18 protein-coding genes are annotated in these 18,082 nt (G+C 74.4%); 10 read left to right on the forward strand and 8 right to left on the reverse strand.

The genetic code is table 11. The features are described from left to right. Window positions 1–15: 15 nt before the first annotated feature. The 5 genes from GA0070613_RS06360 to eccCa form a co-directional block, all read right to left on the reverse strand. The gene (locus tag GA0070613_RS06360) at window positions 16–576 is read right to left on the reverse strand and encodes a hypothetical protein (protein WP_089011440.1); all 561 of its coding nucleotides are present in this window, start codon (window positions 574–576) and stop codon (window positions 16–18) included. A 38-nt stretch (window positions 577–614) separates the two neighbouring features. Continuing rightward, window positions 615–2,093, reverse strand: coding sequence for a S8 family serine peptidase (locus GA0070613_RS06365; protein WP_089011441.1), 1,479 nt, complete (start codon window positions 2,091–2,093; stop codon window positions 615–617). Between the two features lie 85 nt (window positions 2,094–2,178). Next, window positions 2,179–2,457, reverse strand: coding sequence for a WXG100 family type VII secretion target (locus GA0070613_RS06370; protein WP_089011442.1), 279 nt, complete (start codon window positions 2,455–2,457; stop codon window positions 2,179–2,181). A 28-nt stretch (window positions 2,458–2,485) separates the two neighbouring features. Further along, complete coding sequence (locus tag GA0070613_RS06375; RefSeq protein ID WP_089011443.1) at window positions 2,486–2,794, reverse strand: WXG100 family type VII secretion target; 309 nt, start codon at window positions 2,792–2,794, stop codon at window positions 2,486–2,488. Between the two features lie 222 nt (window positions 2,795–3,016). Next, complete coding sequence (gene eccCa / locus GA0070613_RS06380) at window positions 3,017–6,979, reverse strand: type VII secretion protein EccCa (RefSeq protein WP_089011444.1); 3,963 nt, start codon at window positions 6,977–6,979, stop codon at window positions 3,017–3,019. A 171-nt stretch (window positions 6,980–7,150) separates the two neighbouring features. Between eccCa and eccD the strand changes: the two genes are divergently transcribed. Next, entirely contained in the window at window positions 7,151–8,548 is a 1,398-nt protein-coding gene (gene eccD / locus GA0070613_RS06385) for a type VII secretion integral membrane protein EccD (RefSeq protein ID WP_089011445.1), read from the forward strand. Here the strand turns inward: eccD and GA0070613_RS06390 are convergent. Continuing rightward, window positions 8,532–9,704 (reverse strand): type VII secretion protein EccE, encoded by a 1,173-nt coding sequence (locus GA0070613_RS06390; protein ID WP_089011446.1) that lies wholly within the window; start codon window positions 9,702–9,704, stop codon window positions 8,532–8,534. The two genes, eccD and GA0070613_RS06390, sit on opposite strands and share 17 nt — an antisense overlap. Before the next feature lie 161 nt (window positions 9,705–9,865). Between GA0070613_RS06390 and eccB the strand changes: the two genes are divergently transcribed. The 8 genes from eccB (at window position 9,866) to GA0070613_RS06430 (ending at window position 16,570) form a co-directional block, all read left to right on the forward strand. Further along, a complete protein-coding gene (eccB, locus tag GA0070613_RS06395) occupies window positions 9,866–11,347 on the forward strand; it encodes a type VII secretion protein EccB (RefSeq protein WP_089011447.1) in 1,482 nt (493 codons plus the stop codon). A gap of 119 nt (window positions 11,348–11,466) precedes the next feature. Further along, window positions 11,467–11,838: a hypothetical protein gene (locus GA0070613_RS06400; RefSeq protein WP_089011448.1), complete on the forward strand. Its 372-nt coding sequence runs from the start codon at window positions 11,467–11,469 to the stop codon at window positions 11,836–11,838. Then, on the forward strand, window positions 11,831–13,114 hold the full coding sequence (locus GA0070613_RS06405; protein WP_089011449.1) for a WXG100 family type VII secretion target: 1,284 nt from the start codon (window positions 11,831–11,833) through the stop codon (window positions 13,112–13,114). Before GA0070613_RS06400 ends, GA0070613_RS06405 begins: the two co-directional genes overlap by 8 nt. 123 nt (window positions 13,115–13,237) lie before the next feature. After that, entirely contained in the window at window positions 13,238–13,675 is a 438-nt protein-coding gene (locus tag GA0070613_RS06410) for a hypothetical protein (protein WP_157746285.1), read from the forward strand. A 185-nt stretch (window positions 13,676–13,860) separates the two neighbouring features. Continuing rightward, window positions 13,861–14,685 carry a hypothetical protein gene (locus tag GA0070613_RS06415; protein ID WP_089011451.1) on the forward strand — a complete coding sequence of 275 codons (825 nt, stop codon included), beginning with the start codon at window positions 13,861–13,863 and terminating at the stop codon, window positions 14,683–14,685. Window positions 14,686–14,746: 61 nt separating this feature from the next. Further along, complete coding sequence (locus GA0070613_RS06420) at window positions 14,747–15,088, forward strand: YkvA family protein (RefSeq protein ID WP_089011452.1); 342 nt, start codon at window positions 14,747–14,749, stop codon at window positions 15,086–15,088. Between the two features lie 50 nt (window positions 15,089–15,138). Further along, window positions 15,139–15,567 (forward strand): pyridoxamine 5'-phosphate oxidase family protein, encoded by a 429-nt coding sequence (locus GA0070613_RS06425; RefSeq protein WP_089011453.1) that lies wholly within the window; start codon window positions 15,139–15,141, stop codon window positions 15,565–15,567. Between the two features lie 325 nt (window positions 15,568–15,892). After that, complete coding sequence (locus GA0070613_RS06430; RefSeq protein WP_089011454.1) at window positions 15,893–16,570, forward strand: C39 family peptidase; 678 nt, start codon at window positions 15,893–15,895, stop codon at window positions 16,568–16,570. A gap of 59 nt (window positions 16,571–16,629) precedes the next feature. Here the strand turns inward: GA0070613_RS06430 and GA0070613_RS33255 are convergent, their stop codons facing one another. Then, the gene (locus tag GA0070613_RS33255) at window positions 16,630–16,827 is read right to left on the reverse strand and encodes a hypothetical protein (protein WP_157746286.1); all 198 of its coding nucleotides are present in this window, start codon (window positions 16,825–16,827) and stop codon (window positions 16,630–16,632) included. 7 nt (window positions 16,828–16,834) lie between these two features. Between GA0070613_RS33255 and GA0070613_RS06435 the strand changes: the two genes are divergently transcribed. After that, window positions 16,835–17,494 (forward strand): HAD family hydrolase, encoded by a 660-nt coding sequence (locus GA0070613_RS06435; RefSeq protein WP_089011455.1) that lies wholly within the window; start codon window positions 16,835–16,837, stop codon window positions 17,492–17,494. 286 nt (window positions 17,495–17,780) lie between these two features. On the opposite strand, the gene GA0070613_RS06440 is transcribed toward GA0070613_RS06435, so the two are convergent. Beyond that, a complete protein-coding gene (locus tag GA0070613_RS06440) occupies window positions 17,781–17,963 on the reverse strand; it encodes an antitoxin (RefSeq protein ID WP_089011456.1) in 183 nt (60 codons plus the stop codon). Window positions 17,964–18,082 lie beyond the last annotated feature (119 nt).

An 18,082-nucleotide genomic window follows, 5' to 3' on the forward strand; every position in this document is an offset into this window, starting at 1 on the left:
CTCCGCTCCCCCGGTCTAGCCGTTGCCGCCGCTGGCGGCGTCGGTGAACGCCTGCTGCATCTCCTGCGCCGACATGGCGTTGGCGTGCTCGGCGTCCTCGTACTTCCGCTTGACCTCGCGTAGCGCGTCGGCGGCCGCCCAGAGCCCGTCCGAGAGGGTGCGCAGACCCTGCTGGGTGGATGAGAAGAGGGCGTCGTGGTTCTTGGTGAGCTCCTGGGCGTTCGGGAACCCGCCCAGCGCGCCCTGGCCCGGCTCCGCCCACTCGTTCGGGGCGAGCTCGTCCTTGATCGCGGACATGTCGTAGGAGAGCCGGTGCACGTAGCTGGCGTGGGTCTCCAGCCAGGTCACCGCCGAGTCGAGGTTGCCGGCGTCCCACTCGGTCGCCACGCCCCGCTCGCCGTCGCCGGCGACCAGCTTGCTCGGCGTCTCCGCCTGGTCGACCCCGACCCGGTCGAAGTTGACACCTCGCAGGTCACCGACGAGCGGCATGCCCGGATTGAGCGGCATCGGAACGTCGAACCGCTGCTCGACCCGGTCCGGATCCTTGCTGACGTTGTGGCTGATGTCCCAGCTCATACCTGTCCTCCCCCTGGCGGTGCTCGTGGTGCCCGGCGTCAGCCCTGCTCAGGACTGGTGGACGGTGGAACCGGCCCGGTCGCCGGCGGAACCGTCCCGGCGGGCGGCGGGTACGGGTGCGGCGCCGTCGGCTGGTTCACCGGCCAGGGCTGGTACGGGTGCGGCGACGCCGGCCCGTGACCGGGCGGCGGGCCGAAGCCCGCCGGCTGACCGTTGCCCGGCGGCGGGTAGCCGGGAGGCTGACCCGGGCCGCGCGGCGGGCCGAAGCCGGGCGGACGGTGGCCCGGCGGCGGGCCGAGTGGCGGGTGCGGGCCGGACGCCGTCCGCGCCGCCCGGCGACGCACACCGCGCCTGGTGAGCCACACCAGCAGCACGACCAGGGCCGCCACGACCAGCAGGCAGAGCGCGGTCGCGACGGCCGGACCCGCGCCCCTGGCCAGCCCGAAGGTGACCATCGGCTCGTCGTCGCGGCCGTCCCGGCTGCTGCTGGCGGTCGGCGCCGGCGGCGCGGCCTCGACCAGCGGGCTGGCGGAGACCGGGGGTACCGAACGGGTCAGCGCCGCCAGCGGGTCGACGACGCCGAACCCGAATCGCGGGTCCCGCCCCGACGGCCCCTCGTCCCGCGCGGTCCGGATCAGACGGTTGACCACGTTGGCCGCGTCGAGTTTCGGATAGCGCGACCGGACCAGGGCGGCCACCCCGGAAATGATCGCGGTGGAAAGGCTGGTGCCGTCGTTGACCACGTAGCCGTTGGGCGAAACCGTCGGCGGCGCCGGGGCGATGATCCGCTCCCCGGGCGCGGCCAGCACCAGCTCCGGGCCGGTCGCCGAACCGGTCCACAGGCCCCCGGAACGGTCGGTGCCGCCGGCCGCGACGACGCCCGGGATGCTGGCGGGCGCCTGCACGCCGACCATGCCCTGCTCGACGTTGCCGGCCCCGGCCACCACGACCGCGTCCTTGCTCAGCGCGTACCGGACCGCCTCGGAGAGCTCGCGCTTCAGGGAGTCGTTCACCAGCGACACGTTGATCACGTCCGCGCCGTGGTCCGCCGCCCACCGGATGCCCGCGGCGATGTCGGCGTTGCGGTCGTCCGCGCCGAGACCGACCGGCAGGATCTTCGCCTCCGGGGCGATCCCCAACTCGTGCATCACACCACCGCCGCGGCCCGCGATGACGCCGGCCATCCCCGTGCCGTGGCCCTTCTGCCCGTCCGGGTCGCTCCGGCCGTCGGCGGCCACGTCGGGGCTGAGCCCCTTGCCGGGCAGCACCTGGCCCTTCAGGTCGGGGTGGGCGGCGTAGACGCCGGAGTCGACGACCGCCACCACCACGCCGCGGCCCTTGGAGAGCTGGTGCGCCTGCGGAATCTTCAGCGGGTCGAGGTACCACTGGAGACCGCGTACGGTGTCCGCGGCGCGCGCCGGGGCGGGCCCGACCAGCAGGCCGGCGCCGGCGGTGGCGACCAGCGTCAGCATGGCGGCGGCGGAACTCAGCAGTGGTCGGCGCTTCCCCGTACCCATGGCACTCCCAGGACCTCGGTCGACACGTGACGCGCTGCGGCTCCGGTCCGGTCGGGCCGGACCGGAGCCGCAGCGGTCGATTATCTCACTGCCAGACCTTGGCGTTGCTCATCTCGGTGGAGACGTAGTTCTCGCGCGCGATGCCCACGGCCGCGCCGATGTCGTTCAGGACCTTGTTGATGTCCCGCACGGCGGCGTCCCACTGGGCCTGGTGCTGCTGGTACGCGGCCCGGTCCTGACCGTCCCACTCCAGCTTGGTCAGCATCGAGCGCAGCGTGTCCAGCTTCTCGTCGATGGTCCGCGAGATGGCCTGCATCTGCTGGTTGCTGCTCTCGAGGACTGCGTAGTCAACCTTGATGCTCATGAGTTCCTCCTCTGCTCGTCTGCGCGGATCACGGGTTGAGAGCAGAGTGGAACTTGTCCAGCATCTGCTGCTGCTCTTCGTCGTTGACCTGGTGCGTCGTACCCGACTTGTCGAGCAGGTCGGCGATGCTGTCCATCGCCGTCAGCAGCTTGACGGTGTCCTCGTTCCAGCGCTGCATGAGCTGCTGGAAGCCACCGGACGCCTGACCCTTCCAGGCGATGGCCAGGTCGTCGACCACGTTCCAGAGCTTCTTCAGCTCGCCGTCGACCTCGCTGCGCGTGGACCGCACGTCACTCGCGGCGGTATGGAGAGTCGCAGCTTCGACCTCGAACGCCATGCTTCACACCCTTCCGTCATCTTTCGTGGCGGCGGATCTGCCGCGCCCCTCCCCCGCGGCAGAGCAAACCAACCCCACCGACGGACATCCTCACTGAGACGGTAGCCCACGGCGGCAAGGGGTCGCAGCCCGCCAATCCGGCAAATGGCGCGAGTCCGCAGTGGAGTTCACGACATCGACCGATTGCCGTCGTCCACAAGGGAGGCCACGGAACGGCTCGGATCAGGTTGGCTCCGACCAGGCGGTCTGGATGAGCTGCTGACCGTCGCGCCGGCGCACCAGCGTGCCCCGGCCCGGCGGCTGCGGGCTCGGCCGCAGGTTGCCGAAGACGGCGCCTTCCTCGCGGTTGCCCGACATCAGCAGGCCCGGCGAGTCCAGCTCCCGCAGCCGTTGCAGCACCGGCTCGTAGAGCGCCCGGGCCACACCGCCGACCCGGCGCGCGACGATCAGGTGCAGGCCGATGTCCCGGGCCTGCGGCAGCAGCTCGTGCAGCGCGCTGAGCGGGTTGCTGCCGCCCGAGGCGACCAGGTCGTAGTCGTCGACCAGGAGGTAGAGGTCCGGTCCCGCCCACCAGCTCCGGTCGCGCAGCTGCGCGGTGGTCACGTCCGGTCCCGGCAGCCGGTTCTGCAGCGCGCTGCGGATCGACCCGAGCCCCTGGCTGAACACCTGGTTGGACGGCGCGTAGTCGAGCAGGTGGTCGCCCTCCACCGCGCCGAGCAGGCCACGCCGGTAGTCGGCGATCACCAGCCGGGCCTGGGCCGGGGTGTACCGCTCGACGATGCCCCGGGCGATCAGCCGCAGCACGTTGGTCTTGCCGCACTCGGCATCGCCGAAGACGGTCAGGTGCGGCTCGTTCGCCAGCTCCAGGTAGACCGGGGCCAGCGCGGACTCGTTGACCCCGATCGGCAGGCCCGGCGCCGACCGGTCGACGACCTTGGCCAGCTCGGCCACCGGCAGCCTGCGCGGCAGCAGCCGTACCTTCGGGGCCGGTCGGCCCGGCCAGTTCGCCGCCACGTGCCCGGCCAGGGCGACCGACGCCTCGGTCAGGTCGTCGACGTCCCGCTTGCCGTCGATCCGCGAAACGGCGGTCAGGAAGTGCAGCTTGTCGCGGGTCAGACCGCGACCGGGCGAGCCGACCGGGACGTTCTGCGCCGCCCGCCGGTCGACCTCCGACTCGGCCGCGTCGCCGAGCCGCAGCTCCAGCTTCGTGCCCAGCAGGTCCCGCATGTTGATCCGGATCTCCGCCCAGCGCACGGCCGTGATGACCACGTGCACGCCGAAACCCAGCCCCCGGTTGGCCAGGTTGGTGATGGTCTGCTCCAGCTCCTCGTACTCCTGGCGCAGCGTGTTCCAGCCGTCGACCACCAGGAACACGTCACCGAACGGGTCGTCGGAGAACTCGCCGGCCGCCCGCCGCCGCCGGTAGCTCGCCACCGAGTCGATGCCGTGCTGGGCGAACAAGGTCTCCCGGTCGTCGAGCACGGCGACCACCTCGGCCACCGTCCGGCGGACCGCCTCGGTGTCCCGCCGGCCGGCCACCCCGGACACGTGTGGCAGCCCCTCCAGGCTGCGCAACGCCCCACCGCCGAAGTCGAGGCAGAAGAACTGCACCTCGCGCGGGGTGTGGGTGAGCGCCAGGGACGCGATCATCGACCGGAGCATGGTGCTCTTGCCGCTCAGCGAGGCGCCGACAACGACCCCGTTGCCGCCCGCGCCCGCCAGGTCCACCATCATCGGGTCGCGCCGCTGCTCGTACGGGCGGTCCACGACGCCCACCGGCACCGCGAGCCGGCCCCGGCCGGGCCAGTTCGCCGTGCACAGCCCGAAGGTCGGGTGCACGCCGAGCGGCGGCAGCAGCTCGCCCAGGCTCGGCGGCTCGGCCAGCGGCGGCAGCCAGACCTGGTGCGCCGGCCGGCCCTGGCCCTTCAGCCGGTCGATCAGCACGTCCAGCATGGCGACCGTCTTACCGTCCGTCGGCTGCTCCGGCTCCGGCGTCGCCTCCACCGCGGTCTGGGCGACCGGCACCGGCACGAAGTCCACCCCGTACGGCACGATGCGACGCTGCACCTGCGCCCGGGTCGACCGCTGCACCTGCCCCGGCGCCCGGTACGGCCCGGACACGTACGCCGCCCGGAACCGCAACATGGTGCTGGTGTCGGTCTTCAGGTAGCCGTGGCCGGGGGCGCTGGGCAGCTCGTACGCGTCGGGCACGCCGAGCACGATCCGGCTCTCCACCGCGGAGAAGGTCCGCAGACCGATCCGGTACGACAGGTGGGTGTCCAGCCCCCGCAGCTTCCCCTCTTCCAGTCGCTGGCTGGCCAGCAGCAGGTGCACGCCGAGCGACCGGCCGAGCCGGCCGATCATCACGAAGAGGTCGATGAAGTCCGGCTTCGCGGCGAGCAGCTCGCTGAACTCGTCGCAGATGATGAGCAGGCTGGGCATCGGCTCCAGCTGCTCGCCGGCGGCCCGGGCCTGCTCGTAGTCGTACCGGGAGACGTAGTTGCCGGCGGCCCGCAGCACCTCCTGCCGGCGGTTCATCTCACCGGCCAGGGCGTCCCGCATCCGGTCGACCAGCGGCAGCTCGTCGGAGAGGTTGGTGATCACCGCGCTGGTGTGCGGCAACGCGTCGAGCGAGGCGAAGGTGGCGCCGCCCTTGAAGTCGACCAGGACGAAGTTGAGCTCCTCCGACGAATGCGTCACCGCCAGCGCGGCGACCACCGTCCGCAGCAGCTCGCTCTTGCCGGAACCGGTCGCGCCGATGACCAGACCGTGCGGGCCCATGCCCTCGTGCGCGGACTCCTTGAAGTCCAGCTCCACCACATTGCCGTCCGGCCCGACGCCGAGCGGGATCCGCAGCCGGTCCCGGTGGCTGCGCGGCCGCCAGCTCTGCCGCACGTCCACCGCGGCGGCGTCGCCGACGCCGAGCAGGTCGGGCAGCTCCATGCTGCGGGCCAGCGGCTCCTCGGTGCTGGCCTGCTGCTGGGAGAGCCGGTAGGGGGCGATGAGCCGGGCCAGCCCCTCGGCCGCCGCCTCGCTCAATCGGTCCGGCCGACCCAGCCGGGACGTCGAGGAGCCGCGGACCAGGTCCAGCCCGCTGCCGTCGCCGGCGTCGAGGCAGAGCAGCCAGCGGCCGGCGTCCCGCGGCACCGTCCCGGAGAGGTCGATGACGGTGGCGCCGAGCAGGCCCGGCCCCATCAGGTGGCAGGTCGGCGAGATCTCGCCACCGTCGATCACCACCACGACGTGCGGGGCGGTGGTGAGCGGCTTCGCCTCCGGGGCGAATCGGGGCCGGCCGGCCAGCTCGTCGGCGAGGGCCGATTCGGCCTCGGCGAGGCTGGCGAAGACCAGCCGGCGCGCGCCTGCCGCGTCGGTGCGCCCGTGGTGCTGGGCGTGCGGCAGCCATTTCACCCAGTCCCACACCGGCTGCCGGTCGGGCGCGGCCACCACCGCGACGATCAGGTCGTCCGGGGCGTGGAAGGCGATCAGCTGGCCCAGCGCGGCCCGGGTCAGGTCGAGCACCGGCTCCCGGTCGCCGCGCAGCACGATCCGGCTGAACGCGCGCAGCGACAGCGCGGTGGGCAGCTCCGGCACCGTGGAGTGGGCGCGGACGAAGCGCCGCAGCGCGATCGCGCTCATCGGCTCCAGGTCCTCCACCGGCTTGGTCTCCGGCGGCACGATCTCCACCGCCAGCTGCTGCGGGCCGAGCGCGATCCGGGCCTCGCCGAAGTCGTCCTCGGTGATCCGCCGCTCCCAGAGCCGCCGGGACGAGGCGATCGACCAGAGCGCGTCCGGCTCGGGGTGCCGCCAGGACATCGCGGCGCGCTGCTGCTCGGCGGCCCGCCGGGTGCGCTTGCGCATCTGGGCCAGGTAGCGCATGTAGTCGCGCCGCTCGGCGTTCAGCTCGGCCTTGTCGTTGCCGCCGTTGGACATCGTGCCGATCGCCATGCCCAACATGGACACGCCGAAGAGGCCGCCCGCGACGTACGTCATCATGCCGCCGCCGCGGCCGGCGTAGAGGAACGCCATCGCGCCGACGCCGCAGATCATCGGCAGGATCATCAGCAGCTGACCCATCCCGCGCGGCTGCGGCTCGGGCAGCTCCGGCGGGGACTCCAGCAGCACCTCGCCCCGCGGCAGCGCGGGCCCCGGTTGACGCGGAAGCCGGCGGAACACCACGGTGCTCACGGCTGTCTCCTCCCCAAGAGCGGCCCTGATGCGGTTCGCGACCGACCGAGTCGTCGGGTGGGCATCCTATGCGCCCGCCATCGTAGGTAATCTCCCGTGGGCGTCGTGGACCCACCGGGTGGGCGACGTCAACGGCCGAGGTGGATCGTAGGCGAGCACGAGGAGGCCATAGTGGCGACGAAGGCGGCGACCGGCGGGCTGAGCCGGATCACCATCGTGGCGCCGCGGACCAGGATGGATCTCGCCCTGCCGTCCGACGTGCCCCTGGCCGACCTGCTGCCGACCCTGCTCCGGTACGCCGGTGAGGACCTCGCCGACGAGGGAGTCCGGCACGGCGGGTGGAGCCTGTCCCGGCTCGGCGGCCAGCCGCTGGACGGTGGTCGTACCCCCGCGCAGCTCGGCGTCCGCGACGGCGAGGTGCTCTACTTCAGTCCCCGCGCCGGCACCGCACCGGAGATCGTCTTCGACGACGTGGTGGACGCCGTCGCCACCGCCACCAACCAGCGGCCCGGCACCTGGCAGGTCGGCACGACCCGCTCCTTCGCGGTGCTCTTCGCCGGGGCGGCCCTGTCGGCCGGCGCGCTGGCCGTGCTCTTCGCCGGCCCACCCCAGCTGCCCGGCGCGCTGGCCGCGCTGGCGGTCGCGGTCACCCTGCTGGTGAGCGCCGCGGTGGTGTCCCGGGCGGGCGGCGACAGCCGGACCGGCGCGGTGCTGGCCGTGGGGGCCCTCGGCTACGCGGCGGTCGGCGGGCTGCTGGTCCTGGCCGGCGACCGGAAGCTGACGGACCTGGCCAGCCCGCACGTGCTGCTGGCCGCGACCGCGGTGGTGCTCTTCGGGGCGATCGCGGCGCTGGCCGTCGGCGACCGGCTGCCGCTGTTCTTCGGCGCGACCGCGGTCGGCGCGGCGGTCGGTCTGGGCGCCGCGCTCTGCCTGGCCTTCGGCATCGGCGCGGCGGCCGCCGCCGCGGTGGTCGCCACCGTCGCGTTCGCCGCCCTGCCGGCCCTGCCGATGATCGCCTACCGGCTGGCCCGGCTGCCCGTGCCGTCGATCCCCACCGGCCCGGAGGACCTGAAGACCGACGCGGAGACCGTCGACGGCCGGCAGGTGCTGCGCGACAGCGAGCGCGCGGACCAGTTCCTCACCGGGTTGCTGTGGACGGTCGCCCTGCTCGTCCTCGGCGGGCAGGTCGTCCTCGCCGACAACGGCCGGCTGCCGCCGGTGGTGCTCTGCCTCGTGCTGTCGCTGCTGTCGCTGCTGCGGGCGCGGCCGTTCATCGGCCGGGCCCAGCGCACGCCGGTGCTCTTCGCGGGCACCGTCGGCCTCGGGCTGGCCGCCGCGGCCACCTTCGGCGCCGGATCGCTGCCGGTCCGGCTGGGCCTGATCCTGGGCGGGCTGCTGCTGGCCGCGGTGATCAGCCTGATCTACGGGTTGACCGTGGCCGGCAAGCGGATCTCGCCCGTGTGGGGGCGGACCCTCGACATCGTCGAGGTCCTGCTGATCGTCGCCCTGGTGCCGCTGGCGGCCTGGGTATGCGGCCTCTACGGCTGGATCGTCAACCTTCGACCGTGACCGTGCCCATCCCGGCGCCGACCGGCGCGGTGGCGTAGACGCCGGGACCGTGCTGGCCGTCCAGTGGGCGGGCGGGCACGCCGCAGCGCTTCGCCACCTCCCGGACGGCCTTCACCAGCGCCGCCGCGTGGTCGTCCATCGCCGCCACCCGCAGCAGCGGGGGCACCCGACGCCCGCCGGGCAGCACCACCGCGGCCACCGTGTGCGAGGGGGCGGAGGTCGCGGTCACCGCGTCGACCAGCGCGCCGAGCGAGCCGTTCGACCGGGGGCGCAGGGCCAGGCAGCGCTGGGTCCAGCCGCCACCGCGCAGGCTGGTCCAGCTCTCCGCGGGGGACTCCGGCGCCAGGTCCAGCCCGGCCGCGGAGACCACCGCCGCGTACAGCTCGTCCCGGCCGAGGACCCGATGGCTGAGACCGGCGGCGTTCAGCGTCTTGCCGAGCCGGCCGATCCCGGCCGCGACCGTACGGTGCACGCCGCGCATCCCGCCGCCCCGGCTGACCGTCTCGGCGCGGGCGTCGGACACCGAGAGCCGCAGCGCCACCCAGACGGTCCGGTGCGCGGCCGGCGGCGCGCCCGGCGCCGGGTACCAGACCAGGGTGTGCGAGACGACCTGGGTCTGCGTGACCGGCCCGGTGAAGTCGGCGAGCACCGCGAGCGCCCGGTCCACCACGGCCGCCTCAAGGGAACCCGCCGGCGCGCCGGACCGCCCGGTCAGCGCGACCGCGGCGAACCAGCCCCGGTCGTCCTGGCCGATGCCGAGCCGGGTGTTCCGCTCGGTCAGCTCGACGACGGTCAGCTCCGGGGCGAGCGCGGCCAGCCGGGGATCGCCGGCGGGCACCGCCGCCCGGGACCGCTGCCTGCGACGCCGCAGCCCGCTGCGGAGCATCAGGTCCTCGTACCACCAGCGGCCGCCGCGGCGGGCGAAGGCGGCGCCGACGGCCAGCACGGCGAGCCCGCCGACGAGCCCGAGCAGCCAGCCGGGGCCGCCCGTGGCGAGCCAGAGGGCCAGCGCGGCGCACTCCAGCACCACCAGTTGGCCGACGACCACCGGCCCGAGCCGGCCGCGGCGCCGCCGGTCGACCGGGGTGACCGGTCGGTCCGCCGGCACGGCGGGGACGGCGGCCGTACGACCGGGTGGCGCCTGGACCTGCGTCATCGGTGAGCGTCCCTTCTGGACATTTTGGACATCCGCCGGAGCGGTGCGGCCGGAGGACGGGCAGTGGTCCCGGTGGACCGCCGACGGCCCCTTATCGTAGGGAAGCCCGCGGCGGAGTTCGGACCTGATCGTCGCGGACCCACCCCCGCCGGAGGTTAGTCATGCGGACCCGCCGCGACCAGGTGCAGGCGTACCGCTTCGTCACCCGCCGCATCGTCTCCGCGCTGCTCTCCGGCGACCCGGAGACCAACGACCTGCCGATGCGGCGGCTCGGCATGGCGGTCTTCGGCAGCGTCCTCGTGGCGGCCATCGTGCTCGGCGGCGCCGGCGCGTACGGCCAGTTCACCGGCAACGCCGCCCCGCTGGAGGCGAACACCCTGGTGATCGAGCGGGAGACCGGCGCCACGTACGTCTTCGCCGACGGCCAGCTGCACCCGACGCTCAACTACGCCTCCGCCCGGCTCATCCTCAACGAGGCGTACCCGCAGGTGCGGACCATGTCCCAGGCGTCCATCAAGGACCGGCCGCGCGGTCGTACCGTGGGCATCGTCGGCGCCCCGGACGACCTGCCGGACCGGAAGTCGCTGGTCGGCCTCCCCTGGTCGGTCTGCGACGTGCCCGACCCGGCGGACCCGCGGCGCTCGGGCACCCGGGTGGCGATCGACCGACCGCTGCCGGGCGGCATCCCGCTCACCGACCAGGCCGTCCTGGCCCGGGTCGACGGCGAAAGGTACCTGCTCACCGGCGGCTCGCGGCTGCGCATCGTCGGGGGCGAGCAGGCGCTGGTCGCCCTCAAGATGGCCGGCGCGGCCACCCTCACCGTGGGGCAGCAACTGCTCAACGCGGTGCCGGCCGGGCCGGAGCTGCGGAAGCCGACGATCGACGGCGACGGTGACCCGAGCGGCCTGACGGTGGCGGACCGTCCGGCGCGGATCGGCCAGGTGTACCGGGCGGCTGGCCAGCACTACGTGCTGACCCGGCAGGGACTGGCGGCGATCAAGGAGATCACCGCCCTGCTGCTGCTGGGCGACGGCGGTCAGATCACCGACATCACCCCGGACCAGGCCGGTCAGCTCCTCACCGACCAGCGGCTGGATGCCGAGGGCATGCCGCAGCAGCTCCCCACCGTGCACGACATCCGCGCGGGCCAGACCGTGGTCTGCGCCAGTTACCGGGCCGGCGCCGCCGGCGGGCCGCCGACCACCACCCTGGAGGTCTTCGACCGGGCGCCGGCCGAGTTGACCGGGGACGCCGGGGTCGCCGTACGCCAGGGCGCCCGGGACGCGGTCCGCACCGCGGAGAGCGTGCTGCTTCCCGGCGGGAAGGGTGTCCTGGTCCAGGCCGCGGCCGGGTCGGGCGAGGGGGGCGCCGCCGCGGCCGGCTCGACCGTCTACCTGGTCAGCGGCCAGGGCGTCCGCTACCCACTGGGCACCCGCTCCGGGGACGCGCTGGCCGCGCTCGGGTACGGCGGCGTGTCCCCGCTGGCGGTGCCCGCGGCGCTGCTGGCGCTCATCCCGACCGGTCCCGCGTTGGAGCGGGCGGACGCGCTGGCCTACTTCGAGCCGGAGGCCGACGGCTCGACGCCCGCCACAGCGGGACCGACGGCCGAGAGCCCGGACGCAACGCCGGCCCAGGGCGGCTGAGCGTCCCCCGGTCCGATGTGGAGTTGGAAGGCCGGGGTCGACGGGTCGCCCCGGTTGGCCCCGGTCGACTAACCTGGGCATGGCCAATGGTTATCGACGATGACTACGGGGATGCAGCCATGACCGGGCGCACGACAGTCGACGTACTGTCCTTGGAGGACTTCCACCAGCGGTTGGCGGGTCGGCTGACCGAGGTCGAGTCGGTGCTACGGAAGCTCAACACCGAGTTGCAGTGCCGGCCGCCGGCGCTCGGCACGTTCGCCGACGCCACGGGGAACGCCCGCCGCTACAGCGAGACCCACGCCAGCTACGTGACGCAGGCCGAGCGGCTGCGCAAGGCGATCATCGCGGCGCAGACGGCGACCAGCACGATCATGGCCAACTACCGGACCACCGAGGCGCGCAACGCGGCCACCGCGGCCGACATCATGGCCGCCCTCGCGGGCGTCGACGAGGCGCTGAAGCCGGCGGAGGGGGACCCGCGTGTCTGAGTACACCCAGCGCTACCAGCACGTCAGCCACCAGGAGCTGTACAACGGCGTGAAGTCCGGCGACCCCAGGCAGGTGGACGGCCTGAGCGCGCAGTGGAGTTCGCTGCAGGACACGCTGGAGAGCCTCGGTCGGGACCTCGCCGGCGACCTGGACGCGCTGGCCCGATCCTGGACGGGCGACGCCTCCCGCGAGTTCCACCGCCGGCTGGACCTGGTGGTCGGCTACTCGGGGGACCTCGCCCAGGGGATGACCGACGTCCGCGGGGCGCTCACCATGATGGCCGACGAGCTGCGTACCGCCCAGGCGAAGGCGGAGAGCCCGGAAGCGACCGACGACAACGACAAGGCGCTCTCCGGCGCCGGTAAGGGCTTGCTCCTCGGCGGTGTCCCCGGCGCCCTCGTCGGCGGGTTCCTCGGCCACGAGCAGGACAAGGCCGAGCAGGAGAAGGCGCACCAGCGGATGGTGCAGGTGGTGGCGGCGCTGGCCGAGGGCTACGACTTCTCCGCGTACGGGCGGGTCGTCACCGCTCCGGCACCGGATCGGGACCTGCCGGGCCACACCGACCGGTCGGGCACGACGCCGAGCGGCGGACCGTCCGTGGGCACCCCGTCGGCCGCGCCGCATTCGGGCACGTTCACCGGCGCCACCGCGACCACCTCCGGCGTGCACCACCCGGCACCGACCGGTGGTTCCGCGGGCCCGGCCGGGCCCGACAGCCAGACGGCGGGCTCCGGCACGCCGGGCCACACCGGCGGCACTCCCGGCGTGGTGGACCCGGATGCGGGCACCTCGCTGGCCGGTGCCGCCCCGCTGCTCGGCGGAGGGCTGCTGGCCGGCGGCGTCGCCGGGGCCGGGACGGCCGGCGCGACCGCGACGGCCACGACCGGCGGGGCCGGTCTGCTCTTCGGGGTCCCCGGCGGCACGCCGGCCGGCGGTGTGGTCGGCACCGGATCGCTGGCCGGGTCGGGGCAGGGCACGCCGACCTCCGCCCGGGCGGGCGGCGGGACGGCGGGCCCGGAGAGCCGTTCGGCGGCCGGCACCGGTCGACTGGCGTCGGGCCGGGCCGGCGCGGTCGACGTGGAGGGCCGCTCCGGCGGAGGCCGCGGCGCCACCGGGCGGTCCGCCATGGCCGGCGGCAACCGCAATGGCGTGCTCGGCGGGCGCGGCGAGCCCGACGCGGAGGAGTCGGACGAGCGGCTGACCTGGCTGACCGAGGACGAGATGGTCTGGGGGGACGGCGGGGCGGCCCCGCCCCCGGTGCTCGGCACCAACTGATCCGCCACCGCGACGTACCTGCGGGGTTGGATGCCTCCGTCCACAGCGCATGGTGGGGCGCGTCACGTCGACCCGGTAGATCGTCGAGCTGCATGAGGCGGACCTGACCGATAGGTTGAGATGGTGCTGCCCGTAGCTTTCGCCCCGCCCCTCTGGGCAGCGACGCTGCGCACCCTGCGGAAGTTGACCCGCCTGGCGGTGACGGCCCTGGTGCTCGTCGCCGGGCTCGGCGGCGCGACCGCCTCCGCTGCTCCCGCCGAGGCTTTCCGGCCGACCGCGGAGCCCGGCCAGGTCGCCGCGTTCCAGGTCGCCCCAGTTTCTTTCGTCGGCCCGGCGACCGCCGACCGGAGCGCCGGCGCCGCCGTCGAGTGGGTCGCCGCCCCGAGCGGAGCGTCCGCCGCCGAGCGGATCACCGGCACGCCGGGCGGGCGCCCGGCCGGGGCCGCTCCCGAGCGGCCGGCGCGGCGCTCCGCCGCTCTCTCGCCAGCCCCCGCGTCCGGCCCGGCCCCCGTCGACCCGGGCCGGGACGCCGTCGGCCGGCGCGGGCCGCCGCGCGGCTGATCCGGCCGGCCGACGCCGGGAGGTCTCGCCGACTTCCCGCCGCCGTGCGGTCCCGCTGATTGCCCGCTGACCCGCTCGGGTACGGCCACGAGGACCGTTCCGCGCCGCCGTCGCGCCCCGCGGCGATCCCCGTTCGCCGGCCGGGCACGACCGTCCAATTCGAACGATCCACCACGAGGTGCTGGATGCAGACCGTCTTCTCCACAGTCCTGCCCGACGTCCCCCAGGCCGCCGGGATCTGGCTGGTCCTGCTCGCAGTGGCGGCGATCGCCGTCGCCGCGCTGATCGTGCGCCCCGCCCTGTTCCGGTCGGTGTTCGGCGACCGGATCAGCGAAGCCGCGATGCCGAGCAGCTTCGAGCTGGCCGAGGAGGCCCGGGAACAGGCCCGCTACGCGCAGGAGGTGGCGGTGGCCACGGAACGCGCGGCGGTCACCGCCGAGCGGCGCCGCGCCGAGTGGCTGGCCGCCCAGGAGGAGGTCGAGGAGGCCTGGCGGGCGTACGAGGCGGCGGAGCAGGACGTCCGCCGGTTGGCGGCCGCCGCCGCGCTGCCGCTGCCGCGTACCCCCCGGACGCCCGCCGAGTACGCCGATCGGGAGCGCTGGCTGCACCGGGCGGCGCTCGACGCGCAGTGGCGGCAGGAGATCACGGTGGAGCAGCTCAGCGACATCCTGGGCCACCGTGGCTGGGAACCGAGCCGGCACCCGGTGGAGCAGGAGCTGCTGCTGCGCCGGCTGGTCCGCGACAACCTGCGCACCCGGCAGCAGGCCGCCCGGGAGCGGGAGCAGGCCGCCTGGCGGGCCGCCGAGCTGGCCGCCGCCGCCGCCCGCAGCCTCCGCGACGAGGCGTACGCGGCGACCGGCCGGGCGCCCGGGGCGCAGTCGCTGCTCGCCACCGTGGACCTGGCCGGTGCGACCACCCGCGATGCCGCGCTGGCGACCCGGGCAGCGACGGAGACCACCCGGGAGACGCCGACCGTGGCCCGCGGTCGAGCGGCCGTGCCGGCGTACTGACGGCGGCGACGACCCGGCCGGGCCGCTCGCGGGGGTGGTCGGACTGGGTTAGCGTGACCGGGTGTCCCGCCAGACCTGGATCCTGGTCGTGCTCGCCGCCATCGTCGCGCTGGCGACGCTGGTCGGGGCCGTGCTGCTCGCCGTCCGGTTGGTGCGCGCCCGCCGGCTGCTCGGCGCGCTCGGGGTGGGCGGCAAGGTCGCCTTCTACGGCGCGCTGATCTACACGATCCTTCCGGTGGACGTGCTCCCCGACCCGATCTATCTGGACGACATGGGTGTCCTGGCCGGCGCCCTGATCTATCTGACCCGGCTGGCCCACAAGCATCGGGCCGCGCAGCGGCGGCTGCCCGGTCAACCGGAGCCTCCGCCGGAACAGGGCCGGCTCCGTCGTCCCGTGTCATGATCTCCGTCCGGGCCGATGGTCGGCCCGGACGGGCGGACAGGGGGCGGTACATGGCGGGCGACCACCGGTTGGACCCGCGGGACGAACGGGTCGCCGCGTTCTTCCGGGACCGGCACCTCGCCACCCTGACCACCCTGCGCGCGGACGGTACCCCGCACGTCGTACCGGTCGGGGTCACCTTCGACGCGGAAGCCGGGCTGGCCCGCGTGATCACCTCGGGGACCTCGGCCAAGGCCCGGAACGTGGCGACGGCCGGACCCGACGGCACGCCGGTGGCGGTCTGCCAGGCGGACGGGCGGTGGTGGCTGACCGTGGAGGGCCGGGCGATGCTCCGCCGGGATCCCGGGTCGGTTGCCGAGGCCGAGCGCCGGTACGCCGAGCGGTACCGGCAGCCCCGACCGAACCCGGCGCGGGTGGTCATCGAGATCGCCGTGACCCGCCTGCTGGGCAGCCTCCCCGCCGCCGAGCCACGCAGCTGACCGCCCGACCCGGTCCCTCATGATCCACCTGTCCTGAACGGCGTCCGGTCTCGGGCCAGGCGCGAGGGATGGGGCTGGTGTCCGGTCTGGCGGTGACCGGCGTCGCGCTGCTGGTGGAATCGCGGCCCGGCCCTGGTCGTTACGTCCTCCGTACGACTGAGCAGGACGGTCGGCCGGGCGGAATGGCCCGCGGCGGCCGGTCGTTACCTCCCCGATGGGCCAGCGGGTGCCGCCCCGGTCCACCGATCCCTCCTACAAGCCGAGCGCCAGTCCCGGTGCTGCGTCTCCTTACCCGGAGGCGTCAACCCCCCGATGGAGCTTCTACATGTACCTGATGTTCCGCAACAGCATGCTTTCCGTCGCCGGCCTGATCATGTCCGCTGGTGTCATCGCCGGTGCCGCCGTGGCCGCGCAGGCCGCCGCCCCGGCCCAGGCCAAGCCGGTCAGCTCGGTGAAGGCCGACAAGGACAACGGCAAGGGCAACGGCAAGGGCGCCGACAAGAGCGAGCGCCGTGCCAACTACCAGTACGAGGCCCAGCCGAACTTCTTCTACTGCGGCCCGACGGCGACCGCGATGGCGCTGTCGGCCGAGGGCAAGGTCGTCAGCCTGGACGAGGTGGCGCAGAAGCTCGGCACGACCGAGAACGGCACCGACTCGGCCTTCGACGTCACCCGGGTGCTGAACGAGTACACCGGTGGCAAGTACAAGACCACCGAGCTCCGGGACGACGTGGCCACCAAGGAGCAGGTCGAGCGCCTGCGCGAGGACGTCAAGACGGCGGTGGACGCCGGTCGCCCGGTCGTCGCCAACGCGATGGGCACCGCGCTGGACATCGACGGTGTCCAGCACGGCTTCCCCGGCCACTATGTGACCGTGGTGGAGTACAAGGACGACGGCAACACCGTGATGATCGCCGACCCGGCCAGCCCGAACGAGCCGGAGTACTGGATGGACGTGACCGAGCTGGCCAACTGGATCGCGGGCCGCGGTTACAGCTCCTGATGAGCACGACCGACGAAGGGCCGGTCTCCCCGAGCGGGGAGACCGGCCCTTCGTTGTGCTCAGGACCGGTCGGCCCGGGCGACCTCGTCGATCAGGCTGGCGAGCAGCGCCACCCGGGGCGCCGGGTCGGCGGCCGGGGCGCGCTCGACCGCCAGCCCGGCGGCCAGGCACCAGGTCTGCACCACGTCGGCGGCGGCGGGCAGCCCTCGAGGTGACCGGAGCCGGAGTCCACGGCGGCCAACCGGCGTCGGTAGCATCTGGACCGTGCGCCGACCGGTGATCTTCGACCTCTTCCACACCCTGGTCCGCGGCGCGGACGCCGAGCGCGACCGGGTGGTCGGCGAGATGGCCGTCATGGTGGGCGTGGACCCGCCGGCGCTGGTCGCCGCGTACCACGCGACGTGGCGGGAGCGGCTGGTCCGCTGGGACGTCGCGGAGACCGTCCGGATCCTGGCCGGGCGGCTCGGCGGCACGCCCTCCGACGAGGCGGTGGCCCGGGCGGCCGCCCACCGGTGCGCGCTGGCCCGACGGGTGCTGGCCTCGGTGTCACCGGCCACTCTGGACGCGCTCGACGCGCTGCGGGCCGCCGGCCACCCGCTCGCCCTGCTCAGCAACGCCACCTCGGAGACCGCCGAGGCGTGGCCGGAGACCGTGCTGGCCCGGCGGCTGGACGCGGCCGTCTTCTCCTGCCAGCTGGGCGTGGCCAAGCCGGACCCGGCCAGCTACCTCGCCGCCGCCGACCGGCTGGGCGCCGCACCGACCGACTGCGTCTACGTCGGGGACGGCGCGGACGGCGAGCTGGCCGGAGCGGCGGCGATCGGCATGACGGTGCTGCGGACGACCGAGCACAACGACACGGACCCGGCCTGGGACGGCCGCACGCTCGCCTCCCTGGCCGAGCTGCCCGCCCTGCTACGCGGCTGAGCTGCCGCCGCCGGCAACGCCGCGGCCGCCCGCCCCCGGTTCGGGACGGGCAGCCGCGCTGCGGGATGGTCGCCTGGGAGGTCTCGGGCACCGGCTGGCTCGCTCTCGTCCACGGCACCGCCGTGGGTGCGGGTCGGCTCCGCACGACTCGACGCTGAGTCAGGCCCCGATTGCGGATCGGGGCGAGATCCGTCGACCCGGACCAGCCGCCCGGGACGGATTTCCGCCGACCGGAAACGCCGCCCCCCGGGCACCGGCGGTGCGGCGGCCCGGGAGCGCGGTGACGTCAGCGGTCGGTGTCGCCCTGGCCGGTCCGCTGCTGCGCCTTGTCGACACCCTTGTCGGTCTGCTCGTCGTACTTGCCGCCGGTGCGCTGGTCGGCCATGTCGCCGGCCTTGTCCAGCCCCTTGTCGACCTGCTTGTCGTGCTGGCCGGCGACGTCCTTGGCCTTGTCCATGAAGTCACTCATGCTCGGATCTCCCTTCGTTGCCCTGATGCCTTCCCTCGGGTCGGGAGCGCAAACGCAGCCCGGGCGGGACCCGGCCCGGGTGTCGGATCGGGGCCGGGCGGGTATCGAGCGGCCACGAT

The organism is Micromonospora inositola (assembly GCF_900090285.1).
In the GTDB taxonomy this organism is placed as follows: Bacteria; Actinomycetota; Actinomycetes; order Mycobacteriales; family Micromonosporaceae; genus Micromonospora; species Micromonospora inositola.

Bases quoted from the DNA above. Each gene is read 5' to 3' on its own strand.
- GA0070613_RS06430 (WP_089011454.1), top strand. From the start codon at position 15,893: ATGTACCTGATGTTCCGCAACAGCATGCTTTCCGTCGCCGGCCTGATC.
- GA0070613_RS06360 (WP_089011440.1), bottom strand. From the start codon at position 576: ATGAGCTGGGACATCAGCCACAACGTCAGCAAGGATCCGGACCGGGTC.
- GA0070613_RS06415 (WP_089011451.1), top strand. From the start codon at position 13,861: ATGCAGACCGTCTTCTCCACAGTCCTGCCCGACGTCCCCCAGGCCGCC.
- GA0070613_RS06440 (WP_089011456.1), bottom strand. From the start codon at position 17,963: ATGAGTGACTTCATGGACAAGGCCAAGGACGTCGCCGGCCAGCACGAC.
- eccB (WP_089011447.1), top strand. From the start codon at position 9,866: ATGCGGACCCGCCGCGACCAGGTGCAGGCGTACCGCTTCGTCACCCGC.
- GA0070613_RS06400 (WP_089011448.1), top strand. From the start codon at position 11,467: ATGACCGGGCGCACGACAGTCGACGTACTGTCCTTGGAGGACTTCCAC.
- GA0070613_RS06375 (WP_089011443.1), bottom strand. From the start codon at position 2,794: ATGGCGTTCGAGGTCGAAGCTGCGACTCTCCATACCGCCGCGAGTGAC.
- GA0070613_RS06365 (WP_089011441.1), bottom strand. From the start codon at position 2,093: ATGGGTACGGGGAAGCGCCGACCACTGCTGAGTTCCGCCGCCGCCATG.
- GA0070613_RS33255 (WP_157746286.1), bottom strand. From the start codon at position 16,827: ATGCTACCGACGCCGGTTGGCCGCCGTGGACTCCGGCTCCGGTCACCT.
- GA0070613_RS06370 (WP_089011442.1), bottom strand. From the start codon at position 2,457: ATGAGCATCAAGGTTGACTACGCAGTCCTCGAGAGCAGCAACCAGCAG.
- GA0070613_RS06425 (WP_089011453.1), top strand. From the start codon at position 15,139: ATGGCGGGCGACCACCGGTTGGACCCGCGGGACGAACGGGTCGCCGCG.
- GA0070613_RS06390 (WP_089011446.1), bottom strand. From the start codon at position 9,704: ATGACGCAGGTCCAGGCGCCACCCGGTCGTACGGCCGCCGTCCCCGCC.